At 58.0% G+C, this 21,671-nt stretch carries 23 protein-coding genes; 5 read left to right on the top strand and 18 right to left on the bottom strand.

The features are described 5' to 3' along the window. Positions 1 to 20 precede the first annotated feature (20 nt). The 9 genes from ACQUTD_RS06340 to ACQUTD_RS06380 all read right to left on the bottom strand — a co-directional run bounded on the left by ACQUTD_RS06340 (position 21) and on the right by ACQUTD_RS06380 (position 7,606). On the bottom strand, positions 21 to 878 hold the full coding sequence (locus ACQUTD_RS06340; protein ID WP_473274183.1) for a helix-turn-helix domain-containing protein: 858 nt from the start codon (positions 876 to 878) through the stop codon (positions 21 to 23). A gap of 254 nt (positions 879 to 1,132) precedes the next feature. Further along, complete coding sequence (gene cysA / locus ACQUTD_RS06345; protein ID WP_473274181.1) at positions 1,133 to 2,227, bottom strand: sulfate/thiosulfate ABC transporter ATP-binding protein CysA; 1,095 nt, start codon at positions 2,225 to 2,227, stop codon at positions 1,133 to 1,135. Beyond that, positions 2,217 to 3,092, bottom strand: coding sequence for a sulfate/thiosulfate ABC transporter permease CysW (gene cysW / locus ACQUTD_RS06350; protein ID WP_072567663.1), 876 nt, complete (start codon positions 3,090 to 3,092; stop codon positions 2,217 to 2,219). The genes cysA and cysW overlap by 11 nt, the downstream gene beginning before the upstream one ends. After that, the gene (cysT, locus tag ACQUTD_RS06355) at positions 3,092 to 3,925 is read right to left on the bottom strand and encodes a sulfate/thiosulfate ABC transporter permease CysT (protein ID WP_072567662.1); all 834 of its coding nucleotides are present in this window, start codon (positions 3,923 to 3,925) and stop codon (positions 3,092 to 3,094) included. Before cysT ends, cysW begins: the two co-directional genes overlap by 1 nt. Continuing rightward, a complete protein-coding gene (locus tag ACQUTD_RS06360) occupies positions 3,925 to 4,935 on the bottom strand; it encodes a sulfate ABC transporter substrate-binding protein (RefSeq protein WP_072567661.1) in 1,011 nt (336 codons plus the stop codon). The genes cysT and ACQUTD_RS06360 overlap by 1 nt, the downstream gene beginning before the upstream one ends. A gap of 180 nt (positions 4,936 to 5,115) precedes the next feature. Next, positions 5,116 to 6,015, bottom strand: coding sequence for a Dyp-type peroxidase (locus ACQUTD_RS06365; RefSeq protein WP_473274175.1), 900 nt, complete (start codon positions 6,013 to 6,015; stop codon positions 5,116 to 5,118). Positions 6,016 to 6,107: 92 nt separating this feature from the next. Next, a complete protein-coding gene (locus ACQUTD_RS06370; protein WP_473274173.1) occupies positions 6,108 to 6,683 on the bottom strand; it encodes an RpoE-regulated lipoprotein in 576 nt (191 codons plus the stop codon). A 64-nt stretch (positions 6,684 to 6,747) separates the two neighbouring features. Further along, complete coding sequence (locus ACQUTD_RS06375; RefSeq protein ID WP_473274171.1) at positions 6,748 to 7,194, bottom strand: DUF2919 family protein; 447 nt, start codon at positions 7,192 to 7,194, stop codon at positions 6,748 to 6,750. Continuing rightward, a complete protein-coding gene (locus ACQUTD_RS06380; protein WP_072567657.1) occupies positions 7,181 to 7,606 on the bottom strand; it encodes a GNAT family acetyltransferase in 426 nt (141 codons plus the stop codon). The genes ACQUTD_RS06375 and ACQUTD_RS06380 overlap by 14 nt, the downstream gene beginning before the upstream one ends. 211 nt (positions 7,607 to 7,817) lie before the next feature. On the opposite strand from ACQUTD_RS06380, the gene amiA reads away from it, so the two are divergent. Together amiA and hemF are read left to right on the top strand one after the other, a co-directional pair. Next, positions 7,818 to 8,690 carry an N-acetylmuramoyl-L-alanine amidase AmiA gene (gene amiA / locus ACQUTD_RS06385; protein WP_318363313.1) on the top strand — a complete coding sequence of 291 codons (873 nt, stop codon included), beginning with the start codon at positions 7,818 to 7,820 and terminating at the stop codon, positions 8,688 to 8,690. Then, complete coding sequence (gene hemF, locus ACQUTD_RS06390; protein ID WP_473274169.1) at positions 8,690 to 9,592, top strand: oxygen-dependent coproporphyrinogen oxidase; 903 nt, start codon at positions 8,690 to 8,692, stop codon at positions 9,590 to 9,592. Before amiA ends, hemF begins: the two co-directional genes overlap by 1 nt. Before the next feature lie 21 nt (positions 9,593 to 9,613). On the opposite strand, the gene ACQUTD_RS06395 is transcribed toward hemF, so the two are convergent. Both ACQUTD_RS06395 and ACQUTD_RS06400 read right to left on the bottom strand, forming a co-directional pair. Beyond that, entirely contained in the window at positions 9,614 to 9,955 is a 342-nt protein-coding gene (locus tag ACQUTD_RS06395; protein WP_321987034.1) for a RamA family antibiotic efflux transcriptional regulator, read from the bottom strand. Positions 9,956 to 9,996: 41 nt separating this feature from the next. Next, entirely contained in the window at positions 9,997 to 11,097 is a 1,101-nt protein-coding gene (locus ACQUTD_RS06400; protein WP_473274167.1) for an MBL fold metallo-hydrolase, read from the bottom strand. 192 nt (positions 11,098 to 11,289) lie between these two features. On the opposite strand from ACQUTD_RS06400, the gene ACQUTD_RS06405 reads away from it, so the two are divergent. Continuing rightward, positions 11,290 to 11,871 carry a TetR/AcrR family transcriptional regulator gene (locus ACQUTD_RS06405; protein WP_321987032.1) on the top strand — a complete coding sequence of 194 codons (582 nt, stop codon included), beginning with the start codon at positions 11,290 to 11,292 and terminating at the stop codon, positions 11,869 to 11,871. Beyond that, positions 11,871 to 12,239, top strand: coding sequence for an MmcQ/YjbR family DNA-binding protein (locus ACQUTD_RS06410; protein WP_473274165.1), 369 nt, complete (start codon positions 11,871 to 11,873; stop codon positions 12,237 to 12,239). The genes ACQUTD_RS06405 and ACQUTD_RS06410 overlap by 1 nt, the downstream gene beginning before the upstream one ends. Positions 12,240 to 12,251: 12 nt before the next feature. Here ACQUTD_RS06410 and ACQUTD_RS06415 read toward each other — a convergent pair whose 3' ends face one another. Next, positions 12,252 to 13,121: a helix-turn-helix transcriptional regulator gene (locus tag ACQUTD_RS06415; RefSeq protein WP_321987030.1), complete on the bottom strand. Its 870-nt coding sequence runs from the start codon at positions 13,119 to 13,121 to the stop codon at positions 12,252 to 12,254. 108 nt (positions 13,122 to 13,229) lie between these two features. On the opposite strand from ACQUTD_RS06415, the gene ACQUTD_RS06420 reads away from it, so the two are divergent. Continuing rightward, the gene (locus ACQUTD_RS06420) at positions 13,230 to 14,654 is read left to right on the top strand and encodes an MFS transporter (protein ID WP_473274162.1); all 1,425 of its coding nucleotides are present in this window, start codon (positions 13,230 to 13,232) and stop codon (positions 14,652 to 14,654) included. 2 nt (positions 14,655 to 14,656) lie between these two features. Here ACQUTD_RS06420 and ACQUTD_RS06425 read toward each other — a convergent pair whose 3' ends face one another. The 6 genes from ACQUTD_RS06425 to pheP all read right to left on the bottom strand — a co-directional run bounded on the left by ACQUTD_RS06425 (position 14,657) and on the right by pheP (position 21,601). Beyond that, a complete protein-coding gene (locus ACQUTD_RS06425; RefSeq protein WP_318363306.1) occupies positions 14,657 to 15,520 on the bottom strand; it encodes a DMT family transporter in 864 nt (287 codons plus the stop codon). Positions 15,521 to 15,539: 19 nt separating this feature from the next. Continuing rightward, entirely contained in the window at positions 15,540 to 16,520 is a 981-nt protein-coding gene (locus ACQUTD_RS06430) for a LacI family DNA-binding transcriptional regulator (protein ID WP_318376756.1), read from the bottom strand. Positions 16,521 to 16,602: 82 nt separating this feature from the next. Next, positions 16,603 to 17,754 carry a Gfo/Idh/MocA family oxidoreductase gene (locus tag ACQUTD_RS06435; protein ID WP_473274159.1) on the bottom strand — a complete coding sequence of 384 codons (1,152 nt, stop codon included), beginning with the start codon at positions 17,752 to 17,754 and terminating at the stop codon, positions 16,603 to 16,605. After that, complete coding sequence (locus tag ACQUTD_RS06440) at positions 17,751 to 18,815, bottom strand: TIM barrel protein (protein WP_473274158.1); 1,065 nt, start codon at positions 18,813 to 18,815, stop codon at positions 17,751 to 17,753. The genes ACQUTD_RS06435 and ACQUTD_RS06440 overlap by 4 nt, the downstream gene beginning before the upstream one ends. A gap of 15 nt (positions 18,816 to 18,830) precedes the next feature. Then, the gene (locus tag ACQUTD_RS06445) at positions 18,831 to 20,072 is read right to left on the bottom strand and encodes an MFS transporter (RefSeq protein ID WP_473274156.1); all 1,242 of its coding nucleotides are present in this window, start codon (positions 20,070 to 20,072) and stop codon (positions 18,831 to 18,833) included. Positions 20,073 to 20,230: 158 nt separating this feature from the next. Beyond that, positions 20,231 to 21,601 (bottom strand): phenylalanine transporter, encoded by a 1,371-nt coding sequence (pheP, locus tag ACQUTD_RS06450; RefSeq protein WP_473274153.1) that lies wholly within the window; start codon positions 21,599 to 21,601, stop codon positions 20,231 to 20,233. Positions 21,602 to 21,671: the final 70 nt, after the last annotated feature.

Raw genomic sequence — 21,671 nt, forward strand, 5'->3', positions numbered from 1 at the left:
ATTGACCACCCATTAGAGGATCATGTTTCGCTGACCGAACGGCTTAACTGGCGCTCCTGTGTGGGCGTACGTGAAAAGTGTTTTTTATACATTTCGGTTAAATGCGGGGCATTAATAAAGCCACAATGCGTGGCAATAGTTTTCACTGGCAAATCGGTGGTACGCAATTTCTCCTGCGCTTTTAATAAACGAAAAATTTGCTGGAATTTTTGCGGAGTAACTCCGGTCAGATCGTGAAAAGCTCGATACATGGTGCGCTGGGAAAGCCCTGCCGTTTCGCACAAGCTCTGCCAGTTAATCTGTTGCAGGTAGTTATGGCGGATATAATTCAATAAATACAGAACACCGTTGCCGCCCGGAGCAGTGCGATGCGCCGACTGTTCGATACGCTGATACAGCGTGGAGAAGATCCCCAGCAGCCGCGACTCTGTATGCGCAAAATAGGCGCAGTCATAGCTGTCATCGCGTCGTGCGCTTACTGCTGCCGCCTCGGCGATCACCTGCCGGAGTTCATTTTCACCAAGCGGCTGATAGTGCTGCGTAAAGGGTACGGTGTGTTTTTTTACCATTACCAGCAGATCATCTACATGATGAATAAAATGAAACGGACGCTGTTTGTGAAGCAGTATATTGATAAGTGACAAATGACTAGTCTGATTATAATAATGTACATCATTTGCCGACACGTAAAAAAAATCACCCTGGTGAATTAACTCAACCTGATCGTTAATGACATGAAATCCGCAGCCACCACATACAATTACCAACTCATCGAATTCATGCCCGTGAATATCTGCCATGGCCTGATTGTTTAATTTAAAAAGACAAAAGGCATGGGTGTCCGACAGGAAAAAATCCTGACTTAATTTAATATCCATATGCTGGCGCTCCTGATAACAGGTATTACCATTTATGGGTTTTATTAGAGCGCATAATGAATGACAAGTCATTATGAGGAAATGGCAGTGGAATGAAAGTCAGTGTGACCTTACCTGCATTTCGAGTGTGTGGAGGAAATAAAAAAGCGACAGGGTTGTGTTTTTTTGCCGGGCGGCACATTCGCTTGCCCGGCCTACAGGTAAGGAGCCATTATGTAGGCCCGGTAAGCGAAGCGCCACCGGGCATTACGTCCTCACGCGGATTCCGCCAGCGGCAGTTCTTCGTGATTTTCGATTCGCTCATTGCCGTGGTACAGACGCGCGTGTTGCAGGCCGACAAACAGCCGTTCGCCGCGCACCGGCGCATCATCTCCGCGCATCACTACGGCTAAAGGTTCGTCATACCAGCCCAGCGGCTGCACCACCAGCTGCGTATAATGCCCTTTCGGACTGGCTTCGATGACCTGCACCGGCAGCGGCGAATCCAGACTGGTACGACGGCTGATGTCCACTTCCCACGGGCGCAGGAACAGATCCACTTCCCCCTGATGGGCTGGCGTATAACCCAGCGGCCAGCGGTGCGCGCCGACGTGGAACTGCCCGCCGCGTACCGTGCCTTTCAGACGGTTCACTTCGCCCATGAATTCCAGCACAAAGCGGGTCGCCGGTTCGCGCCACACCTGCTCCGGCACATCCACCTGCTCGATGTTGCCCTGACTCATTACCACCACGCGATCCGCGACTTCCATTGCCTCTTCCTGATCGTGGGTGACGAACACGCTGGTGAATTTCAGTTCTTCATGCAACTGACGCAGCCAGCGGCGCAGCTCTTTACGCACCTGCGCATCCAGCGCGCCGAAAGGCTCGTCGAGCAGTAAGATCTGCGGATCCGGTGCCAGCGCGCGGGCCAGCGCCACACGCTGTTTCTGCCCGCCGGATAGCTGGGCCGGGTAACGATCGGCGAGATGCGCCAGCTGCACCATCTCCAGTAATTTGGTCACTTTCGCTTTGATGGCGGCGGCATCCGGACGCTCGCGACGCGGCAGCACCGTCAGGCCAAAGGCGATGTTGTCGAATACCGTCATATGGCGGAACAGCGCGTAATGCTGGAACACGAAGCCAACTTTACGATCGCGGGCATGCAGACGGCTGACGTCGGTGCCCTGAAAACGGATGCGACCGCTGGACTGGTGCTCCAGCCCGGCAATAATACGCAGCAACGTGGTTTTCCCGGAGCCGGACGGCCCCAGCAGCGCTACCATTTGTCCGGAAGGAATATCCAGCGAGATGTCATTGAGCACCTGGGTGCGTCCGAATGACTTCTTAATGTTGGCGATCTCAATGCTCATGATGTTCCTCCTGTTGCGCGCGTTTTTCCTGATTGTGCAAACGCCACTGCAACCCACTCTTTAAAAACAGGGTCAAAATAGCCATTAACGTCAGCAGGGCGGCGGCGGTAAAGGAGCCTACCGTGTTGTAATCCTGCTCCAGCAATTCTATCTGTAACGGCAGCGACAAGGTTTCACCGCGGATCGAGCCGGACACCACCGACACTGCGCCAAACTCGCCGATGGCACGGGCATTGGTCAGCACCACGCCATAGAGCAGCGCCCAGCGGATATTGGGTAAGGTGACGCGGCGGAACATCTGCCAGCCGGACGCGCCGAGCAAAATGGCGGCCTCATCTTCATGGCTGCCCTGGCTTAACATCACCGGCACCAGCTCGCGCACCACAAAAGGACAAGTCACAAAGATGGTCACCAGCACCATGCCGGGCCAGGCAAACATGATCTGCATATCATGCGCGTCCAGCCAGCCGCCGAGGGGCCCATTGGAGCCGTAAAACAGCAAATAGACTAAACCGGCGACCACCGGCGAGACGGCGAACGGAATATCCAGTAGCGTCAGCAGCAGCTGACGGCCCGGAAAATCAAAGCGCGTCACCAGCCAGGCCAGCAGAATGCCGAACACCAGGTTCACCGGCACGGTGATCAGCGCAATCATTACCGTCAGCCAGATGGCGTGCAGCATGTCCGGATCGGCAAGGTTTTGCAGCACCGGCATCAGCCCTTTGCTGAAGGCCTGCACGAAGATATAGATCATCGGCACCAGCAGGATGAACGCAGAAAGGAGCATCCCGGTGCCAATTAAAAACCATTTGCCCCAGTTAATACGGGGCGCGTCAAAGCGTTTCAATTGGGTAACGTCCGCCATTAGTGACCTACCACACGCCGGCCAAAGCGACTTTGCAGGGTATTGATGGAAAACAGCAGCAGTAAGGATGCCGCGAGGATCACCGAGGCAATGGCGCTCGCCGCCGGATAATCAAACTCCTGGAGGCGCACGAAAATCATCAGCGATGTCACTTCCGTTTTCCACGCGATGTTACCGGCGATAAAAATCACCGCGCCAAACTCCCCCAGACTACGGGTAAAGGACAGCGCCACGCCCGCCAGCAGCGCCGGGGAAAGCTCCGGCATCACCACTTTGCGGAAACTCTGTAAGCGGGTTGCGCCCAGGGTTTGCGCGGCTTCTTCGTATTCCGGACCTAACTCTTCCAGCACCGGCTGTACGGTACGCACCACAAAGGGGATGCTGGTAAAGGCCATCGCCACCGCGATACCAAGCCAGGTATAGGTGACTTTAATATCGAACTGCGCCAGCCACTGGCCGTAAAAGCCGTTAACGGAAAACAGCGACGCCAGGGTTAAGCCCGCCACCGCCGTGGGCAGCGCGAAGGGTAAATCCATCAGCGCGTCGAGCAGCGTACGCCCCGGAAAACGGTAACGGGTGAGGATCCACGCCATCAGCAGGCCAAACACGCCGTTGAAAATAGACGCCACAAAAGCCGACAGCAGCGTGACTTTGTAGGCCGCCACCACCTGCGGATTAGTGATCACTTCCCAGTACTGCGCCCAGCTCATTTGCGCCAGCTGCATCACCAGCGCGCTTAACGGCAGTAATAAAATCAGGCAGACGAACAGCAAACTGGTGCCAAGACTCAGGGTAAAGCCCGGCAGCACGCGCCGGGTCGACATGGCAAACATCAGCTACGCCCCGCCGCCAGCAGTTTGTCCAGCTCGCCGCCGGTGGTGAAGTGGGTTTTCATCACTTCAGGCCAGCTGCCGAACTGATCTTCCACGCGGAACAGGTCGGTCTGCGGGAATTTATCCTGCAGTTTTTCCATTACCTGCGGATTGTTCACGCGGTAGTAGTAATCGGTGATGATGGTCTGCGCCTGCGGGCTGTACAGCCAGTTCAGATAAGCTTTCGCCGCTTTCTCTGTGCCATTGGCCTTAACGTTTTTATCCACCCAGGCGACCGGGAATTCCGCGAGGATATTCACCTTCGGCACCACGACTTCAAAGCCCTGCGCTTCATACTGTTTGCGGATGTTGTTTACTTCCGATTCAAAGGTGATCAGCACATCGCCGAGACCGCGCTCCACAAAGGTGGTGGTCGCGCCGCGTCCGCCGGTATCAAAGACTTCGACGTTTTTCAGGAACTGGGTCATGAATTTTTCAGTTTTGGCTTTATCGCCGCCGTCGGCTTTTGCCGCAGCGCCCCAGGCCGCCAGATAGGTATAACGCGCGTTGCCGGAGGTTTTCGGATTCGGGAAGATCAGCTTCACATCAGAACGCACCAGATCGTTCCAGTCGTGGATATTTTTCGGGTTACCTTTGCGCACCAGGAACGCCATGGTGGAGTAAAACGGCGAGCTGTTATTCGGCAGACGGCTCTGCCAGTCCGCCGGGATCAGCTTGCCTTTGTCGTGCAGGATCTGCACGTCAGTCACCTGGTTGTAGGTCACCACGTCAGCCTTCAGGCCTTGCAGGATCGCCAGCGCCTGTTTTGAAGAACCAGCATGGGATTGTTTGATGGTCAGTTTGTCGCCGCCATTGTCCTTCGCCCACTGCTGTTCAAACGGCGGATTCAGGGCGGCAAACAGCTCGCGGGAGACATCATAGGAGCTGTTAAGCAGTTCCGTTGCCTGCGCCTGAGCCACCAGCAACAGGGATGCTGCAAGCGTCAGATATCCTTTTTTCAGTTTGGTCATGGCGGTGCGCACCCTTATAAGTAGAAAGACTGTTCGGATCACAGTTTATTTATAAGCAGTACGAAAGGAGTAACGGTTTTATATACCGTTTGGTGATTTGCAAGTTGAAAAGAGAATAAGGCAGCAGGGAAATTGCCGGGTAGCGCTAAGGCTTACCCGGCCTGCGAATCAACAGGGCTTTTACAGCGCTAATAACCGCGTCAGCGACGGCGCAAAATAGTAACCGCCGGTGACCGGACGGGTGAAGCGCAGCATGGCGTCGCGCTTGCCATCGGTGTCGCCAAACATGCTCAGCAGTTGCTGTTCAATGTTGTACAGGCGGGCGCAGTAGGCGCAGAAGTAAAGGCCGTGCGTGCCGCTGGCCTTACCATAAGGCAGGCTCTGACGGACGATTTTCAGCCCCTTGCCGTTCTCTTTCAGATCGACGCGGGACAGGTGCGAGGTGATCGGGCGCGCATCGCCGTCGATCTCTTCGTTGGCGACTTTGGTGCGGCCAATCATCATCTCCTGATCCGGCACGCTCATGCGGTTCAGCTGTTTCAGGTTATGTTCCCAGCGCTGCACAAATACATAGCTGCCGCCCGCGTCCACGCCGTCTTTGATCACCGCCACCTCAGTGCGCGTTTCCACGCCCGCCGGGTTTTCGGTACCGTCGACAAAACCGCTCAGATCGCGATCTTCCACCCAGCGGAAACCGTGCACTTCTTCTTTCACCTCCAGCGCATCGCCGAAGGCTTCCAGCGCCGCCCGGGCGACGGAAAAGTTAATATCATGGCGCAGGGATAAAATATGGATCAGCACGTCGTACTGGGTCGCGGGGGCCAGCCCTTTACCGTAAGGCACGAAATCTTTCAGTTCGGCTGCGCCCACGCCGCCGCTCAGCTCGCGCCAGACGTTATGCCCGAAGGCCACAACCGCGCCGAGGGCCGCGTCCGGGTATGCTGCCTGAAAGGTGGCCAGTTTATCGACAAAAATTTTACTGCCTGCACGCAGGGCGTTGATGTCGCCCCTGACGTTTGCTTCCATCCATATTGCCGCACGGCAATGTTCCGGCAAAATGCCGCTCTGTACCTGAGACATCGATCGCTCCTGAAAAAAAGATGCCACGCGACCGTGGCATTGATGGGCGTATTGTACCCGTTTTTTCTCAGGGACAGATGATCCGCCGCAAATTAGCGACGCCAGATAATTTTCGTCAGCGTCCAGTTTTTCAGGGCGTCATCGGCAGGCATCAGGTTTTCCGGGCCGCTCCAGTTTCCGCTGAACAGATAACTGATGTGCTGGCTCTCTTTCGCCCGGCATTCCACGGCGCTGCTGTCGTCGCCGGTGGCTTTTTCACAGTTGCCGTAGGCTTTCTCATAGAGATTGCCAAAAGGCGTGCCGATGGCGGTACCGCTGGCGGTTTCGATGTCCTTGTCCAGCACGTCGATACGGCTGACCGTCCCCTGCTCGCCCTGGATCACCATCGCCAGTTCGTCGCCTTTCAGCGCTTCGAAATAACGCACAATGGCGCCGTTTTCGGTTTTCATGCCGCTGCGCAGGCGATAATCTCCGCCCAGCGCCGCGTTGATGGCCTCTTCGTTAAGCGCCGTGCTGCCCGTCAGATCGCCGACGCCCTCTTTGGTGACTTCCAGTGATGAGCCAAACCAGTTCCACGGATTTGCCGCCGACCAGTTAACGTTGCTGAGCGTGGAGCAGCCGGTAAGCAGCAGTGGCGTAGCGCATAACAGTAAACGCAGCGATTTCATGATGACTTCCTTTTTATTTCAGTTAACGCCAGTTTGAGTACCAGAACGGCAAAAAGTGCCATGGTTACGCCTCCGGCGTGAAGCAGGCGCGCAGACGGCGGTCGGTGAGCAACCACCAGAGGGCAAAACTGTCGATCGCAAGCAGGGTTAACCCCGTGCCGGAGATGTCCTCGCCCGTCAACCACAGCAGCGGCTGCCAGACCAGCAGCGCCAGTTGCGCCAGGATCAACAGGCCACGCAACCGTGGCCACAAGCGCGGATAGTGCTGACGACGCCCGCTGAACAAAAACGTCAGCACTGCCGGAAGACCCGGTAACAGCCCCCACCAGAACAGATCGTGGTCCGGATAAAACAGGCTCAGCAGCGCGCTGCCCTGCTCACGGGATGCCCCCGCCATCACAAACAGCACCCAGGTGCGCGCCTGTAATAACAGCACGCACCAGAGCATCAGGGGCAGGCGTAAGCGTCCGTGCTGGTCAAAATCGGCGGGTAAAAACTCAATATTCTTCATCTTCAATCAGGCGCTTGCCCAGATTGAGCACGTCGGCGTGCTCGTAGCCCAGACGTTCATACATGCCGAGCACCACGTCGTTATCTTCACGCACCATGATCTGAATTTTCGGGCAGCCGCGGGCAATCAGCTTTTTTTCAAGACGATTGAGCAGCGCATTGGCGATGCCGCGCCCGCGATATTCCGGATGCACGCCAAGATAGTAGGCCGAACCGCGATGCCCGTCGTAGCCACCCATTACGGTACCCACCACTTCCCCGTTCACTTCCGCCACCAGAAACAGGCTGACGTCATGATTTACCTTACGTTCGATATCCATTTCCGGATCGTTCCACGGGCGCAGGAGTTCACAACGCTCCCACAGGGTAATGACTTCTTCGAAATCGGCCTGGCGAAATACGCGTATCTCCATGGTTTGACCTACTCTTTTCAGGCTAAAACGTTGATTATGGCGTGAAGTGCCGGGGAAACCAATATCCGGCGAAGTCAGCGCGAAAAAATGGCATAATAGGACTCTGTCACGTATTGAAATGAAAAGTAAAACAATTCTTAACAACGAGTGTCGTAACGGATAACACGATACGATATAACACCACGGACCCCTTTTTTACAGTTCAGGCCGTATGAACACATTCAAACCCTTAAAAACACTCACCTCGCGTCGCCAGGTGCTCAAAGCCGGTCTGGCCGTTCTTACGCTGTCCGGCATGTCAAAAGCCCTCGCCAAAGAAGAAGCGTCGCTGAAGGTTGCCAACAGTCATAGCCAGCCGAAGGCGAAAAAAAGCGGCGCACGCCGTGTCGTGGTACTGGATCCCGGTCATGGCGGTATTGATACCGGCGCGATTGGCGGTAACGGCTCGAAAGAGAAGCATGTGGTGCTGGCGATCGCCAAAAATGTGCGCTCCATTCTGCGCAGTAAAGGCATCGATGCCCGTCTGACGCGCACCGGGGACACCTTTATCCCGCTCTACGATCGCGTCGAGATTGCCCATAAGCACGGCGCGGATCTGTTTATGTCGATCCATGCGGACGGTTTTACCAATCCCAGCGCCGCGGGTGCGTCGGTGTTTGCCCTCTCCAACCGGGGGGCCAGTAGCGCGATGGCGAAATACCTGTCAGAGCGCGAGAACGCCGTGGATGAGCTGGCCGGTAAAAAAGCCACCGATAAAGATCACCTTTTGCAGCAGGTGCTGTTCGACCTGGTGCAGACCGACACCATCAAAAACAGCCTGACGCTGGGCTCGCATATTCTGAAGCAGATTAAACCGGTGCATCGTCTGCACAGTAAGCACACGGAACAGGCGGCGTTTGTGGTGTTGAAGTCGCCCTCCGTGCCCTCGGTGCTGGTGGAGACGTCATTCATCACCAATCCGGCGGAAGAAAAATTGCTCGGCACCGCCGCCTTTCGTCAGAAGATCGCCAGCGCCATTGCGTCAGGCGTCATCAGTTACTTCAACTGGTTCGATAACCAGAAAGCGCATTCGAGAAAACGTTAATGACCACACCTGACGCTAACCTGGTAAAAGCCTTCCTGCTGCAATTACAGGACGAGATCTGTCAGCAGCTTTCCGCCGTCGACGGCGCAAACTTTCTGGAAGATAACTGGCAGCGCGAAGCCGGTGGCGGCGGGCGTACCCGCGTGCTTCGCAACGGCGGCGTGTTTGAGCAGGCGGGCGTGAATTTTTCCCACGTTTATGGCGCGGCGATGCCCGCCTCGGCTACCGCGCACCGCCCGGAGCTGGCCGGACGCTCTTTTGAGGCGATGGGCGTCTCGCTGGTGGTGCATCCACATAACCCGTATGTGCCCACCAGCCATGCCAACGTGCGCTTTTTCATTGCCGAAAAGCCCGGCGCCGATCCGGTATGGTGGTTTGGCGGCGGTTTTGATCTGACGCCGTTTTACGGTTTTGCAGAGGATGCCGTGCACTGGCACCGTACCGCCCGGGATCTCTGCCTGCCGTTTGGCGAAGACGTCTACCCGCGCTACAAAAAATGGTGCGACGACTATTTTTTCTTAAAACACCGCAACGAGCAGCGCGGCATCGGCGGGCTGTTCTTTGACGATCTGAATACCCCGGACTTTGCGCAGTGCTTTGCTTTTATGCAGGCGGTGGGCGAAGGTTATACCCGCGCCTATCTGCCGATTGTCGAAAAACGCAAATCGCTGCCGTTCGGCGAGCGCGAGCGCGCTTTCCAGTTATATCGTCGCGGGCGTTATGTGGAATTTAATCTGGTGTGGGATCGCGGAACGCTGTTTGGCCTGCAAACCGGCGGCCGCACCGAATCGATCCTGATGTCGCTGCCGCCGCAGGTGGCGTGGGAATATAACTATCAGCCGGAAACCGGCAGCCCGGAAGCGGCACTGAGTGAATTTATTCAGGTCAGGGACTGGGTCTAAGCCCCGCCCCTGCTCTGGATCTCAATGCGCTACGCCGTGATTCTCGCGGCGATAGGCTCCCGGCGGCTGATGGAAAGTGCGGGTAAAAATTCGCGTAAAGGTCTGCTGTGAATCAAAGCCATATTTCAGGCAAATATCGTAAACCTTCTGATCGGTGTCGCGCAGATCCCGCGCGGCCAGCCGCAGTTTACGTTCCCGAATATAACGCCCCAGACTTTCACCCTTGTAATGCATAAACAGGCGTTGCAGGTGCCACTTTGAGTAACCTGCGTGGCGGGCGATGTCATCAATCCGCAAAGGCTGATGCAGATTGTCGTCGATCCACTCGACGATAGTGTCGATAACCTGAGCGGAAATAGTCATTTTTCTCCCCCTCTGCTCTTCGAAAGTTATATCAGGATGGATTACCGCCACCAGGCGCTGAACTGCTGTAGCGCGTCGGCGGCATGTACAGGTTCGCCCAGGCGCGGCGTAAGCAGCCGGTAATCCCGGTTCTCACTGGCTGTGGCCAGGCGTTTGTACGGGTCGTCCCAGGTGTGTTTTGCCAGCACAAAGCGTCCGGCGTGACCGGGTAAAACGGCGCGGGCATGCAGATCAACGGCAGCCTGCGCGGTTTCTTCCGGCATCATATGAATGTATTTCCAGTCTTCGTCGTACTGACCGTTCTCAAGGATCGCCAGATCGACGCTGCCGAACTGCTCGCCTATCGCCCTGAAATGCGGGCCGTAGCCGGTATCGCCGCTGTAGTAAACCTTGCGCGCCGGGGTTTCCAGCATAAAGCTGGCCCATAGCGTCTGATTACGCTTCAGGCCGCGCCCGGAGAAATGCCGCGCGGGGAGCACGTGCACGCGCAGATCTTCGCTGATTTGCACCGCCTGGTTCCAGTCGGCTTCCGTGATAATCGCCGGATCCATACCCCAGTAGCGCAGATGCGATCCCACACCAAGCGGCGTCACCACCCGCTTCACTTTCGGCAGCAGCGCGGTAATGGTGGCGTGATCGAGATGATCGTAATGGTCATGGGAAATAATCAGCAGATCGATGTCCGGCATCGTCTCTGCCCGCCACGGATACTCTCCGGCAAAGGCCTTATTGATAAAGGAAAACGGCGCGGCGTAATTGCTGAACACCGGGTCGATGAGAATGCGTTTGCCTGCCAGCTGCATGTACCAGGATGAGTGCCCCAGCCAGACGACGGTGTCTTCCTGCAACGGCAGGCCCGCCAGATCGGTGTTCACCATCGGCAGCGGCTGCGCCGGACGGGCGTTCTCGCGTTTGGTAACCAGAAACTCCCACCACGCCGCCAGCATATTTTTCTTACCGGTAAAACCCGGCGTGGGCAGCGCGTTATGAAACTGACCGTCACGATAGTGCGGCGATTTTTCCACTTCAGTAAGCTGTGCGCCCTGCGGCGGCTGGCCGAAGCCCGCATTCAGGACAAAAGGTAAACTGGCCGTTGCTGCGACTAACATGACAATAACCACGCTGAAAAGGAGTCGTTTCATATCCTGGCTCAAAAAAAATCGCTCCTGTCCGCTGGAACGATAAGTGCAAACTTGATTATGAGTGAGTAAGCACTCATTATAGAAAGGCATCGAAAGTCGTCAAGTCGATTTTCGATCTTTGACACAGAGCGTTGCGACATCGCGTCTGGCATGATTCAATCAGCGTTTTTGCCCAATGTGAGGAAATCTGTAGTGGCTCGTCCGAAAAGTGAAGATAAGAAGCAGGCCCTGCTGGATGCGGCGACAGAAGCTATTGCGCAATCCGGCATCACGGCGTCCACCGCGCTCATTGCCCGTAAAGCGGGCGTGGCGGAAGGCACCTTGTTTCGCTACTTCGCCACGAAAGACGACCTCTTAAACGCCCTCTATGTGCATCTGAAAAGCGATCTCTGCCAGGCAATGCTGGCGGATCTCGACCGTTCGGAGAGCGATCCAAAGCGTTTTACCCGCCATATCTGGAATCGCTATATCGACTGGGGCATTTGTAATCTCAACGGCCATGGGGCGATCCGCCAGCTCGCCGTCAGCGAAAAGATCACCCCCGAAACGCTGCAAATCGTGGAAGACATGTTCCCGGAACTGCGTCAGCTGTGTCGCCGTTCATTGTTGCCGGTATTTATGACGGAAGAATTTCGCGCCTTCGGCGATGCGCTGTTTTTATCGCTGGCGGAAACCACCATGGAGTTCGCCAGCCGCCAGCCCGCGCGCGCAGTAGATATTAAAGCCCACGGCTTTGAAGCGATGTGGCGCGCCCTGTCCATTGAGGACGAATAATGGACAGCAAAAAACTTCAGACCTGCGCGCATCGCGTGGCGCTGGAACTCCCCTTTACCGAGCACTGCTGGCCCTTTGGTCCTGACATCGACGTCTTTAAGGTCAACGGTAAGATTTTCATGATGACCGCCACCGCCCGCGGGCGTCCGCTGGTCAGCGTGAAAGCCGATCCGCAAAAATCGCTGCTCAACCGGCAGATCTACCCGAGCATTGAGCCGGGCTGGCATCTGAATAAAAAACACTGGATCTCAGTCTACGCCGGCGAGGATATCAGCGAAGGACTGGTGGAAGATCTGGTCCTCGACGCCTGGCATCTGGTGGTGGACCGCCTGCCGAAAAAAGCGCGTCAGCGTATTCGCCCGGAATAATACTGCCGCTGCTTAGCCGCGCGCCAGAAATGCCAGCGCCTGCTCTCCCGCCGCATCGACCGGCAGATAAACCAGCAGCCGCGAGCCGTTACGCGGCGCGGAATACCAGTACATCTGCTGCAAGGTGAATTCCCCCAGTTGCGGATGGCTGAAGGTTTTTATTTTATTTTCTACGCCAGACACCTCATAGCGTTTATGCCACAGCGCCTCGAATTCCGGCGAGACGGCAAAAAAGCGCGCCAGTTTATTCTCCCAGAACGGCTCGCCCCGGTGTTCCGCCATCGCCGCGCGGAAATAGGCCACAAAGGTCTGCAACACGGTATCACTCACTCCCAGGCGGCTGCGCCAGACGGGATTGGTGAGATACAGATAGATACAGTTGCGCTCATCGTCGGGGATCTGCGCAAAATCAACGCCCATCAGACGGCTAAAGCTGTCGTTCCACGCCACGATGTCAAAGCTCGGGCGCTGGATGCTGGCGGGCTGCGGATTGAGACTGTCGAGCAGTCGGCGTGTGCCGTCGCTGATCAGTTCGCAGCCGGACAACGGCGGGATTTCACCAGGCGTTAAGCCAGCCAGCACAAACAGATGCCGGGTTTCGGTGGGGGAACATTGCAGCGCAGTGGCAATGGCCTGCATTACCGTTGCTGAGGGATTCACCTCCCGCCCCTGCTCAAGCCAGGTGTACCAGGTGACGCCGACATCGGCGAGCATCGCCACCTCTTCGCGTCGCAGGCCTGGCGTGCGCCGCCGCCCGCTGCGCGGCAGCCCCAGACGCTGCGGATCAAGGCTTTCCCGCCGCGCACGTAAGAACGCGCCAAGCTGTTTGCGGTTCTCATCCTGAATGGTCAGCGTCGCCGCCCGGTCAACCAGCATCGTCATAATCATCCCCAGCATGGTAGTGCCAGTACCAGTATAAGCAAGAACTGGTACCCGTTTAATGATTCCGCGATGCTACGTCCATCTGATGAATGACGCAATGGAGTTACCATGAATACCGCTGCTGTTTCGCCGGGTCGGGCGGCGCTGATCGTCCTGCTGACCGGACAAATGTTACCGCTGATCGACACCTCAATTACCAATGTGGCCCTTGATTCCATTACCGGCTCGCTGCACACCAGCGCCACCCAGCTGGAGCTGATCGTCGCCCTGTACGGCGTGGCCTTTGCGGTCTGTCTGGCGATGGGCAGTAAGCTCGGCGACAACCTTGGTCGTCGCCGGGTGTTTATGTGGGGCGTGGCGGCTTTTGGCCTCGCCTCGCTGCTGTGCGGCATGGCGAACTCGGTTGGCGCGCTGCTGGCTGCCCGCACGTTGCAGGGCATGGGCGCGGCGCTGATCGTGCCGCAAATTCTCGCTACCCTGCACGTTACGCTGTCGGGCAGCGCGCGGGCGAAAGCCATCAGCCTGTACGGCGGCATTGGCGGCATCGCCTTTATCATCGGGCAGATGGGCGGCGGCTGGCTGGTGTCGGCGGATATCGCCGGGCTGGGCTGGCGGAATGCCTTTTTCATTAACGTGCCGATCTGTCTGCTGGTACTGGCGATGACGCCTCGTTACGTGCCGGAAACCCGCAGCGATGCGCCGTCACGTATCGACTGGCGCGGCACGCTGCTGCTGGCGCTGATCCTCTGTTGTCTGCTGTTCCCGCTGGCCCTCGGCCCGGAACTGCACTGGCCGTGGCCGACAACGGCGGCGCTGCTGGCGGTGATCCCGCTGGCGCTGTGGATGCGCAGCGATGCCGCGCGCCAGCAACAGCGTGGCCTGCAACCGTTGCTGCCGCCACGCCTGCTGAAGCTCGCCAGCATCCGTTTCGGTATTCTTATCGCCCTGCTGTTTTTCAGCGCCTGGTCCGGCTTTATGTTCTGTATGGCGCTGACGATGCAGGCGGGTATGGGCATGGCGCCGTGGCAGTCGGGAAACAGTTTTATCGCGCTCGGCGTCGCCTATTTTGTTTCCGCCTGCTATGCCCCCAGACTGATTGCCCGCCACGCCACCAGCACCATTTTGCTGACCGGCATCGCCATTCAGGTGCTCGGCCTGCTGGCGCTGATCGCCACGCTGACCGCCTCCGGCCGGGTGGTGGGCGCGCTGGCGCTGGCCCCGTCCACGGCGCTGATTGGCTACGGACAGGCGTTAATTGTGAACAGCTTTTATCGTATCGGGATGCGGGATATCGCCGCCCGTGATGCCGGAGCGGGCAGCGCCATTCTCAGCACGCTGCAACAGGCGACGCTCGGCCTTGGCCCGGCGGTGTTAGGGGGTCTGTTCCTGCATCTGCTGGCGCGCAGCCAGGGAAATTATTCGTCGGCGCTGAGCGGCTTTCTCGCCGTGGAAGTGGTGATGATGCTGGCGCTGGCGACGGCAGCGGTCTGCGGTCGTCAGCACCTGATGCCGGTCTGCACCGACAAACAGTAACCCTACGCAGGCAGCCGTTTCACCATCCGCCAGCGGAACCAGATTTGCGCCACGAGGATCAGCACGCCGCCGATGATCTTCTGCAGCGGCAGCCGTTCGCCGTACCACACCGAGGCGGCGATCACCGTCAGCAGCGGCTCCAGCACCATAATGATGGCGGCGCTGGCGACGGCGGCGTGTTTTTGCCCCTGCAATTGCAGGCCAAAGCGCAGCGCAGTGGCGATGAAAATACTGGCGATCAGCCAGCCAAAGGTGCTGAGGCTGATGCCCTGCGTCCAGGGCTCAAACAGCGCGGAGATCAACAGCGCGCTCAGGCCGGTGATGGCCAGCTGCGCGGTGGTGAGCGGGATCAGCGGCACGTCGCGGGCGACGCGACTGGTGTAGCAAAAAGAGATCGACTGCACAAAGGCGGTGAGTAAAAACCAGCCCTGGCTTGCGTGAAAGGTGATGGGCACGTGCAGGCTTAACAGCGCCAGCCCGATAATCGCCAGCGGCAGGCACTCCCAGTAGGCCCGCGCCGGACGCACGCCCATCATGCCCCAGGCCACCAGCGGCACGAACAGCATGGAGAGGCTCATAATAAACGCCCCCTCCCCCAGCGACGGCGTCACCGACACCGACCAGATCCACAGGCACAGGTTGAGCGCCATCCATAGGCCGCTTATCACTACCGGCTTGAGCTGGGTACGGGCAATGCGCTGGCCGCGGCAGAACGGCAGCAGCACCAGCGCGCCGCCGCAAAAACGCAGCGCAAGGAAAGCGAATACCGGCATCCCGGCAATGGCTTCACGGGAGAAGATCCAGCCGCAGGCGGCAATCATGGTGGTCAGGACGAGAAAAAGATCAGCTTGTCGTTGCCGGTTCACCGGAACACTCCCTTAAAAACTACGCGCTGAGGCGAGAAATATAGTGCCAGTCCATCATCACCCGCTGGGCGGGCGCGTCCGGGTTATCAATTTTATTCAGCAGTAACCCGACCGCGGTGCGGCCAATGTCCTGAGAAGGCTGCTCAACGGTGCTGAGCGGCGGCGAAACCATCTCCGCCAGCGCCGTGCCGTCAAAGCCGACGACCGCGATATCTTCCGGCGTTTTCAGTCCGGCGTTAGCAATTGCCAGCATCGCCCCTGCCGCCAGGGTGTCCGATACCGCAAAGACCGCGTCCGGGCGCACGTCGCCCTGCAACAGTTTTTCCATCGCCGCAACGCCCGCGCGAAAGCTCAGTTCGCTGGCATATTCCACGGCGTTATAGTCCAGCCTGGCCTGATGCAGTCCGGTTTTATAGCCGCGCTCGCGCAGCCGGGCATATTTATAGCTGAGATCGTGGTTGATCAGCGCAATGCGCTGGCGACCACCGGCCACCAGTTTCCCGATCACGTGCTGGGCGGCGTCAACGTCGTTAATGCCGACGCAGGAGACATTCCCGGAATCGGCGTATTCGGCGCACTGCACCCAGGGGGCCTGGCCAATCATGGCGGTCAGTTCCGGCAATTTGCTGAAGGCGTCCATGGTGATAATGCCGTCGACGATTTTGCCGGAAAGCAATTTCAGCGCCGAGGTGGAACGCGCCACGTCAGAGCCGGAATTACACAGCAGAATGCGGTAGCCGTTTTTTTCGGCTTCTTCTTCAATGCCCTTCACCACTTCCGCGCAAAAGGGGTTGGCGATATTGGAAACCAGCACGAGGATCATATAGCTGCGCGCGGTGCGCAGCTGGCGGGCCAGCAGGTTGGGCTGATAATTGCTTTCCTGAATAGCCGCCAGCACCCGTTCGCGGTTTTTCGCTTTCACGGAGTCGCTGTTGTTGAGCACGCGCGACACCGTGGCGACGGAAACGCCCGCCAGCCGGGCGATTTTCTGAATTGACATAACGAGGACACATCCTGCGGTTGACGCAATGCAATGTTTGCAGGCTATCACAAATTTGCTGCCCGGCGAACCGGGCTGTGGTTCAGGATGCCACGCGGATCCAGCGCTGCTGCTGGTGGCTTTTTATAATCGCATCAATGATAAACATCACGTTCGCGCCGTCTTCAAAAGTGGCGAAAGCCGCCGTTCCGGCATCGGGCATTTTTCCGGCGCGCACCGCCTCATAAAAGTGCAGCATCATATTTTTAAAGGCGTCCGGCCAGCCTTCGATATGCCCGCCGGGAAAGTGGGCGCTGGCGGCGGCGTCCCGCGCCATCAGTCCCGGATCGTCAGTCAGGATCTGATTAGGCTGGTTACGATGGCCGATCCACAGCTGCTGCGGCACTTCCTGATCCCAGGCCAGTGAGCAGGCGCTGCCGTTCAGCTCAAAGCTGAGGCGATTTTTGCGTCCGGCGCTGACCTGCGAGACGCTGAAACAACCTTTGCTGCCGTCGTCAAAACGCAGCAGCACCGCGCCACCGTCCTCGGTGGTGACCGGTTTATCCTCATACTGCGCGGCCTCATCCCCCTGGCTGAAGGTCGCCCCGCCGTCGGTGCGTGCTTTGCGCGTCGGCCAGACGATCGCCAGATCCGCCATCACTTCGGTGATGCGCCGCCCGGTGACAAACTGCACCGTGTCGCACCAGTGGGAACCAATATCCGCCACCGCGCGGGAGAGGCCGCCCTTCGCCGCGTCCACCCGCCAGTTATAGTCGGTTTCCAGCAGCATCCAGTCCTGCAAATAGCTGCCGTTAACCGAGAACAGCCGCCCCGTCTGCCCGTGGCGCTGCATACTCGCCGCCTGCTGCACCATCGCAAACTGCCGGTAAACGAAGCTGACGCCATGCACCACGCCTGCCGCCTGTGCCAGCGCCACCAGTTCGCGGGCTTCTTCCGGCGTCATGCACAGCGGTTTTTCGGAAAAGACGTGCTTTCCGGCGCGCAGGATCTGACGGTTAATGTCCGCATGAAGATGATTGGGCGTGCAGTTGTGCACCACGTCCAGCCCCGGATGCGCCAGAAAATCCGCCACCGTGCCGTAGGCATGCGGCACGTTCAGCGCCGCCGCTTTCTCCTGCGCGGCCGCCAGCGAGCTGTCGCACAGCGCCACCACCTCAACGAAGCCCGGACGGCGCAGGGCTTCGATATGCGCCGGGCCGATAAAACCGCTGCCGATAATACCGACCCGGATCATGAGGCGTCTCCCAGCCCCAGCATATTGCGTATGCTGGCGCGATCCGCCGCGCTGGCGGCGAAATCATCAAAGGCGCGATCCGCCACCGGAATGATATGACGGCGGATAAACTCGCTGCCTTCCCGCGCCCCTGCGTCGCCCTCTTTCAGGCAGCACTCCCACTCCAGTACCGCCCAACCGTCGTAGCCGTACTGCGTCAGCTTGCTGAAAATCGCCCCGAAGTCGATCTGCCCGTCGCCCGGCGAGCGAAAACGTCCGGCGCGGTCAATCCACGGCTGATAGCCGCCGTAGACGCCGCTGCGCCCGTTGCTGCGGAACTCCGCATCCTTAACGTGAAAGGCTTTAATACGCGCATGATAGCGATCGATAAACGCCAGATAATCGATGTGCTGTAGCAGCAGATGGCTCGGATCGAACAGCATATTGCAGCGCGGGTGATGATCCACTAACTCAAGAAAGCGCTCAAAGGTCGCGCCGTCGTGCAGATCTTCCCCCGGATGGATCTCAAAGCAGACGTTAACCCCGTGGCGATCGAAAACGTCGAAGATCGGACGCCAGCGGGCGGCCAGTTCATGAAAGGCTTCCTCCAGCAGTTGCGCGTTGTGCGGCGGCCAGGGATAGAAATAGGGCCAGGCCAGCGCGCCGGAAAAGGTGGCGTGCGCCGTTAAACCAAGCCGCTGTGACGCCCGTGCCGCCTGCTCAAGCTTCTCCACGGCCCACGCCTGACGCGCCACGGGGTTGCCGCGCACCTCCGGCGGGGCGAAACCGTCAAAAGCCGCATCGTACGCGGGATGCACGGCGATCAGCTGTCCTTCCAGATGGGTGGAAAGTTCGCTGATGACCAGCCCGTGGCCCGCCAGCCTTGCGATAATATCGTCGCAGTAGGCCTGGCTTTCCGCCGCCTGCGCGACGTCAAAAATCGCCGGGTGGTGACAGGGAATTTGCAGCGCTTTATAACCGCGTTCCGCCGCCCAGGCCGCGAGGCCGTCCAGCGTGTTAAATGGCGCGTCGCTGCCAATAAACTGCGACAGGAAAATACCCGGTCCTTTAATGGTTTTCATAACCTCTCCCACAACTTAAGCCTGTTCTTTATCGTCGTATTTAAATGACAACATGAAAATCAGCGCGATCACCGCGGCGGCGACCGCCGGGATCCACCAGAACGTTACCCATGCCTGCGGCACGCTTTGCCCGGCCACCAGACGGTTATAGAGCGCGCCGGAAATCTGCGAGCCGAGCAGCATGCCGATACCATAAGTGAACATCACGATCATGCTTTGCGCCTGGCCTTTCACCTTTTCCCCCGCCACGCGATCGGTATAGATAAAGCCGACCACGAAGAAGAAGTCATAGCAGATGCCGTGCAGCAGGATGCCGAGATAGAGCAGGAAGCGCCCCTCTTCGCTGACGCCCAGCGCAAAAAAGGCGTAGCGCACGAACCAGGCGAACATGCCGATCAGCAGCATGTATTTCACTCCCAGGCGGCGGAACAGCAGCGGGATCACCAGCATGAAGAAAATCTCGGACATCTGCCCGAAGGACATGGCGGAGCTGACGTCCGCGACGCCAGCGTCGGCAAGATAAGACGCGGTATAGGCGTAATAGGTGCCCAGCGGTACGGAAATGAGCATCGCGCACAGCGAGAAGACAAAGAAGTGGCGGGTTTTGAGCAGCGCAAAGGCATCGGCGCAGAACAGATCGCGCACCTTCACCGGCAGCCCTTTGGCCGGGGCGGGCGTGTGCGGCAGCGTCAGACTGTAAATCGCCAGCGCCACCGAGCAGATGGCCGCCACCATAAAGATGCTGGTGCTGGAGGCAATGCCGGTGACGCCGATAAAGATCCCCGCCACAATCCAGCCGATGGTGCCGAATACGCGCACCACCGGGAAGGTTTTATCGATATTGCGCAGGCTGTGAAAGGCAATGTTGTTGGTTAATGCCAGCGTCGGCATATAGCACAGGGTGTAGCCAAACAGCAGGCCAATCAGCAGCGCGCCGTTTTCCGCCACCAGCGCCTGTGGCACAAACCAGAGAATGACCGCCCCTGCGAGGTGCATCACCGCCATCACTTTTTGCGAAGCGAAAAAGCGATCCACCAGCATGCCGAGCACAAAGGGCGAGAGAATGGAGGCGATGGGACCGGCGGAAAAGGCATCGCCAATCAGCAGCGACATATTGTGCTGCGTCATCACCAGACCGAGGGTCACTGACCAGCTTCCCCAGATAAAAAACTGTAAAAACATCATCAGCGACAGCCGCGGTACGAGTAACCGGTGCTGCGCCAGATTGCTTCCGCTACTTTCGGTTGTTGACACCATTTTATTGCCTCACCTGAAAAAGTAATCGATTACAAATTACCGTCAGCTAAAAAGTAATCGATTACAAAATAAGGTGCATGGTGATCGTATGGGATCCGCGAGGCGGATCACGATAAATAATCAGGGACTCCCCTCACCGTGGGATGAGGGGAAAAGGATCACGCTTTAGGGCGGCGCATCACCTTAAAGGCGACAAACAGGAAGAGGATCCACACCGGCAGCAGGATGGCGGACGTACGCATACTTTCCATGGTGCACATCAGGCCGAGGATCATCAGCAGGAAGGCGATGCACAGGTAGTTGCTCGCCGGGTAAAACAGCGCTTTGAACTGGGTATCACGTCCCTTGCGGCGCATGGCGGCGCGGAACTTAAGGTGCGCGAGGCAGATCATCAGCCAGTTGAGCAGCAGGGTGGCAACCACCAGCGCCATCAGCAGACCAAAAGCTTCTTGCGGCAGCAGATAGTTCACCAGGATCACCAGCGAGGTGATGGCCGCTGACAGGAACAGGGAGTTCACCGGCACGCCGCGTTTGTTGACGCGGGTTAAAAACGCCGGGGCGTTGCCCTGCACCGACAGGCCGAACAGCATACGGCTGTTGGAGTAAACGCCGCTGTTAAACACCGACAGCGAGGCCACCAGAATAATGAAGTTCAGCGCCGAGGCGACGATATTGCTGTTCATATCGTGGAAAATCATCACAAAGGGGCTGCTGTTGGCTTTCACATCCACCCACGGATAGAGCGCTAACAGCACCACCAGCGAGCCGATATAAAACAGCAGAATGCGGTACACCACCTGGTTGACCGCTTTCGGGATGGTGGTTTCCGGGGAACTGGCTTCCGCCGCCGTAATGCCAATCAGCTCCAGCCCGCCAAAGGAGAACATGATCACCGCCAGCGACAGGATCAGCCCGTGCCAGCCGGTGGCCAGAAAGCCGCCGTGCTGCCACAGGTTGTCGATACCGGCACGCTCGCCGCCGCTGCCGGAGAACAGCAGCCACAGGCCAAAGCCGATCATCGCAATAATCGCCAGCACTTTGATCAGCGCAAACCAGAACTCCATCTCACCGTACAGGCGCACGTTCACCAGATTGACGGCGTTAATGAGAATAAAGAAGGTCGCCGCCCACACCCAGGTCGGGACGTCCGGCAGCCAGTACTGCATGTAAATGCCCGCGGCGGTGAGTTCCGCCATGCCCACCAGCACGAACATCACCCAGTAGTTCCAGCCGGAGAGGAAGCCGGCAAACGGGCCCCAGTATTTATAGGCGAAATGGGAAAAAGATCCGGATACCGGCTCTTCGACCACCATTTCACCCAGCTGGCGCATGATCAAAAAAGCGATGATCCCGGCCAGCGCGTAGCCGAGCAGTACCGCCGGGCCCGCCATCTGGATCGCCGGACCAATGCCGAGAAACAGTCCGGTACCGATAGCGCCGCCGAGGGCGATAAGCTGAATATGTCGGTTTTTTAAGCCCCGTTGCAGCGTCGGCCCGGTTTCCGGCACGACTTGTGACGCGTTTTTCACGTCTTTCCCCTGTGTGTCTTTTATTTGAAGGGGCACGTTTTAACATTTAGCGCCGGAGGTAGCAATTATG

Source organism: Enterobacter sp. K510 (assembly GCF_055804875.1).

What these genes read in the sequence shown, in the direction of transcription:
- ACQUTD_RS06340 (WP_473274183.1), bottom strand. Translation starts at nt 878, where the DNA reads ATGGATATTAAATTAAGTCAGGATTTTTTCCTGTCGGACACCCATGCC.
- cysA (WP_473274181.1), bottom strand. Translation starts at nt 2,227, where the DNA reads ATGAGCATTGAGATCGCCAACATTAAGAAGTCATTCGGACGCACCCAG.
- cysW (WP_072567663.1), bottom strand. Translation starts at nt 3,092, where the DNA reads ATGGCGGACGTTACCCAATTGAAACGCTTTGACGCGCCCCGTATTAAC.
- cysT (WP_072567662.1), bottom strand. Translation starts at nt 3,925, where the DNA reads ATGTTTGCCATGTCGACCCGGCGCGTGCTGCCGGGCTTTACCCTGAGT.
- ACQUTD_RS06360 (WP_072567661.1), bottom strand. Translation starts at nt 4,935, where the DNA reads ATGACCAAACTGAAAAAAGGATATCTGACGCTTGCAGCATCCCTGTTG.
- ACQUTD_RS06365 (WP_473274175.1), bottom strand. Translation starts at nt 6,015, where the DNA reads ATGTCTCAGGTACAGAGCGGCATTTTGCCGGAACATTGCCGTGCGGCA.
- ACQUTD_RS06370 (WP_473274173.1), bottom strand. Translation starts at nt 6,683, where the DNA reads ATGAAATCGCTGCGTTTACTGTTATGCGCTACGCCACTGCTGCTTACC.
- ACQUTD_RS06375 (WP_473274171.1), bottom strand. Translation starts at nt 7,194, where the DNA reads ATGAAGAATATTGAGTTTTTACCCGCCGATTTTGACCAGCACGGACGC.
- ACQUTD_RS06380 (WP_072567657.1), bottom strand. Translation starts at nt 7,606, where the DNA reads ATGGAGATACGCGTATTTCGCCAGGCCGATTTCGAAGAAGTCATTACC.
- amiA (WP_318363313.1), top strand. Translation starts at nt 7,818, where the DNA reads ATGAACACATTCAAACCCTTAAAAACACTCACCTCGCGTCGCCAGGTG.
- hemF (WP_473274169.1), top strand. Translation starts at nt 8,690, where the DNA reads ATGACCACACCTGACGCTAACCTGGTAAAAGCCTTCCTGCTGCAATTA.
- ACQUTD_RS06395 (WP_321987034.1), bottom strand. Translation starts at nt 9,955, where the DNA reads ATGACTATTTCCGCTCAGGTTATCGACACTATCGTCGAGTGGATCGAC.
- ACQUTD_RS06400 (WP_473274167.1), bottom strand. Translation starts at nt 11,097, where the DNA reads ATGAAACGACTCCTTTTCAGCGTGGTTATTGTCATGTTAGTCGCAGCA.
- ACQUTD_RS06410 (WP_473274165.1), top strand. Translation starts at nt 11,871, where the DNA reads ATGGACAGCAAAAAACTTCAGACCTGCGCGCATCGCGTGGCGCTGGAA.
- ACQUTD_RS06415 (WP_321987030.1), bottom strand. Translation starts at nt 13,121, where the DNA reads ATGACGATGCTGGTTGACCGGGCGGCGACGCTGACCATTCAGGATGAG.
- ACQUTD_RS06420 (WP_473274162.1), top strand. Translation starts at nt 13,230, where the DNA reads ATGAATACCGCTGCTGTTTCGCCGGGTCGGGCGGCGCTGATCGTCCTG.
- ACQUTD_RS06430 (WP_318376756.1), bottom strand. Translation starts at nt 16,520, where the DNA reads ATGTCAATTCAGAAAATCGCCCGGCTGGCGGGCGTTTCCGTCGCCACG.
- ACQUTD_RS06435 (WP_473274159.1), bottom strand. Translation starts at nt 17,754, where the DNA reads ATGATCCGGGTCGGTATTATCGGCAGCGGTTTTATCGGCCCGGCGCAT.
- ACQUTD_RS06440 (WP_473274158.1), bottom strand. Translation starts at nt 18,815, where the DNA reads ATGAAAACCATTAAAGGACCGGGTATTTTCCTGTCGCAGTTTATTGGC.
- ACQUTD_RS06445 (WP_473274156.1), bottom strand. Translation starts at nt 20,072, where the DNA reads ATGGTGTCAACAACCGAAAGTAGCGGAAGCAATCTGGCGCAGCACCGG.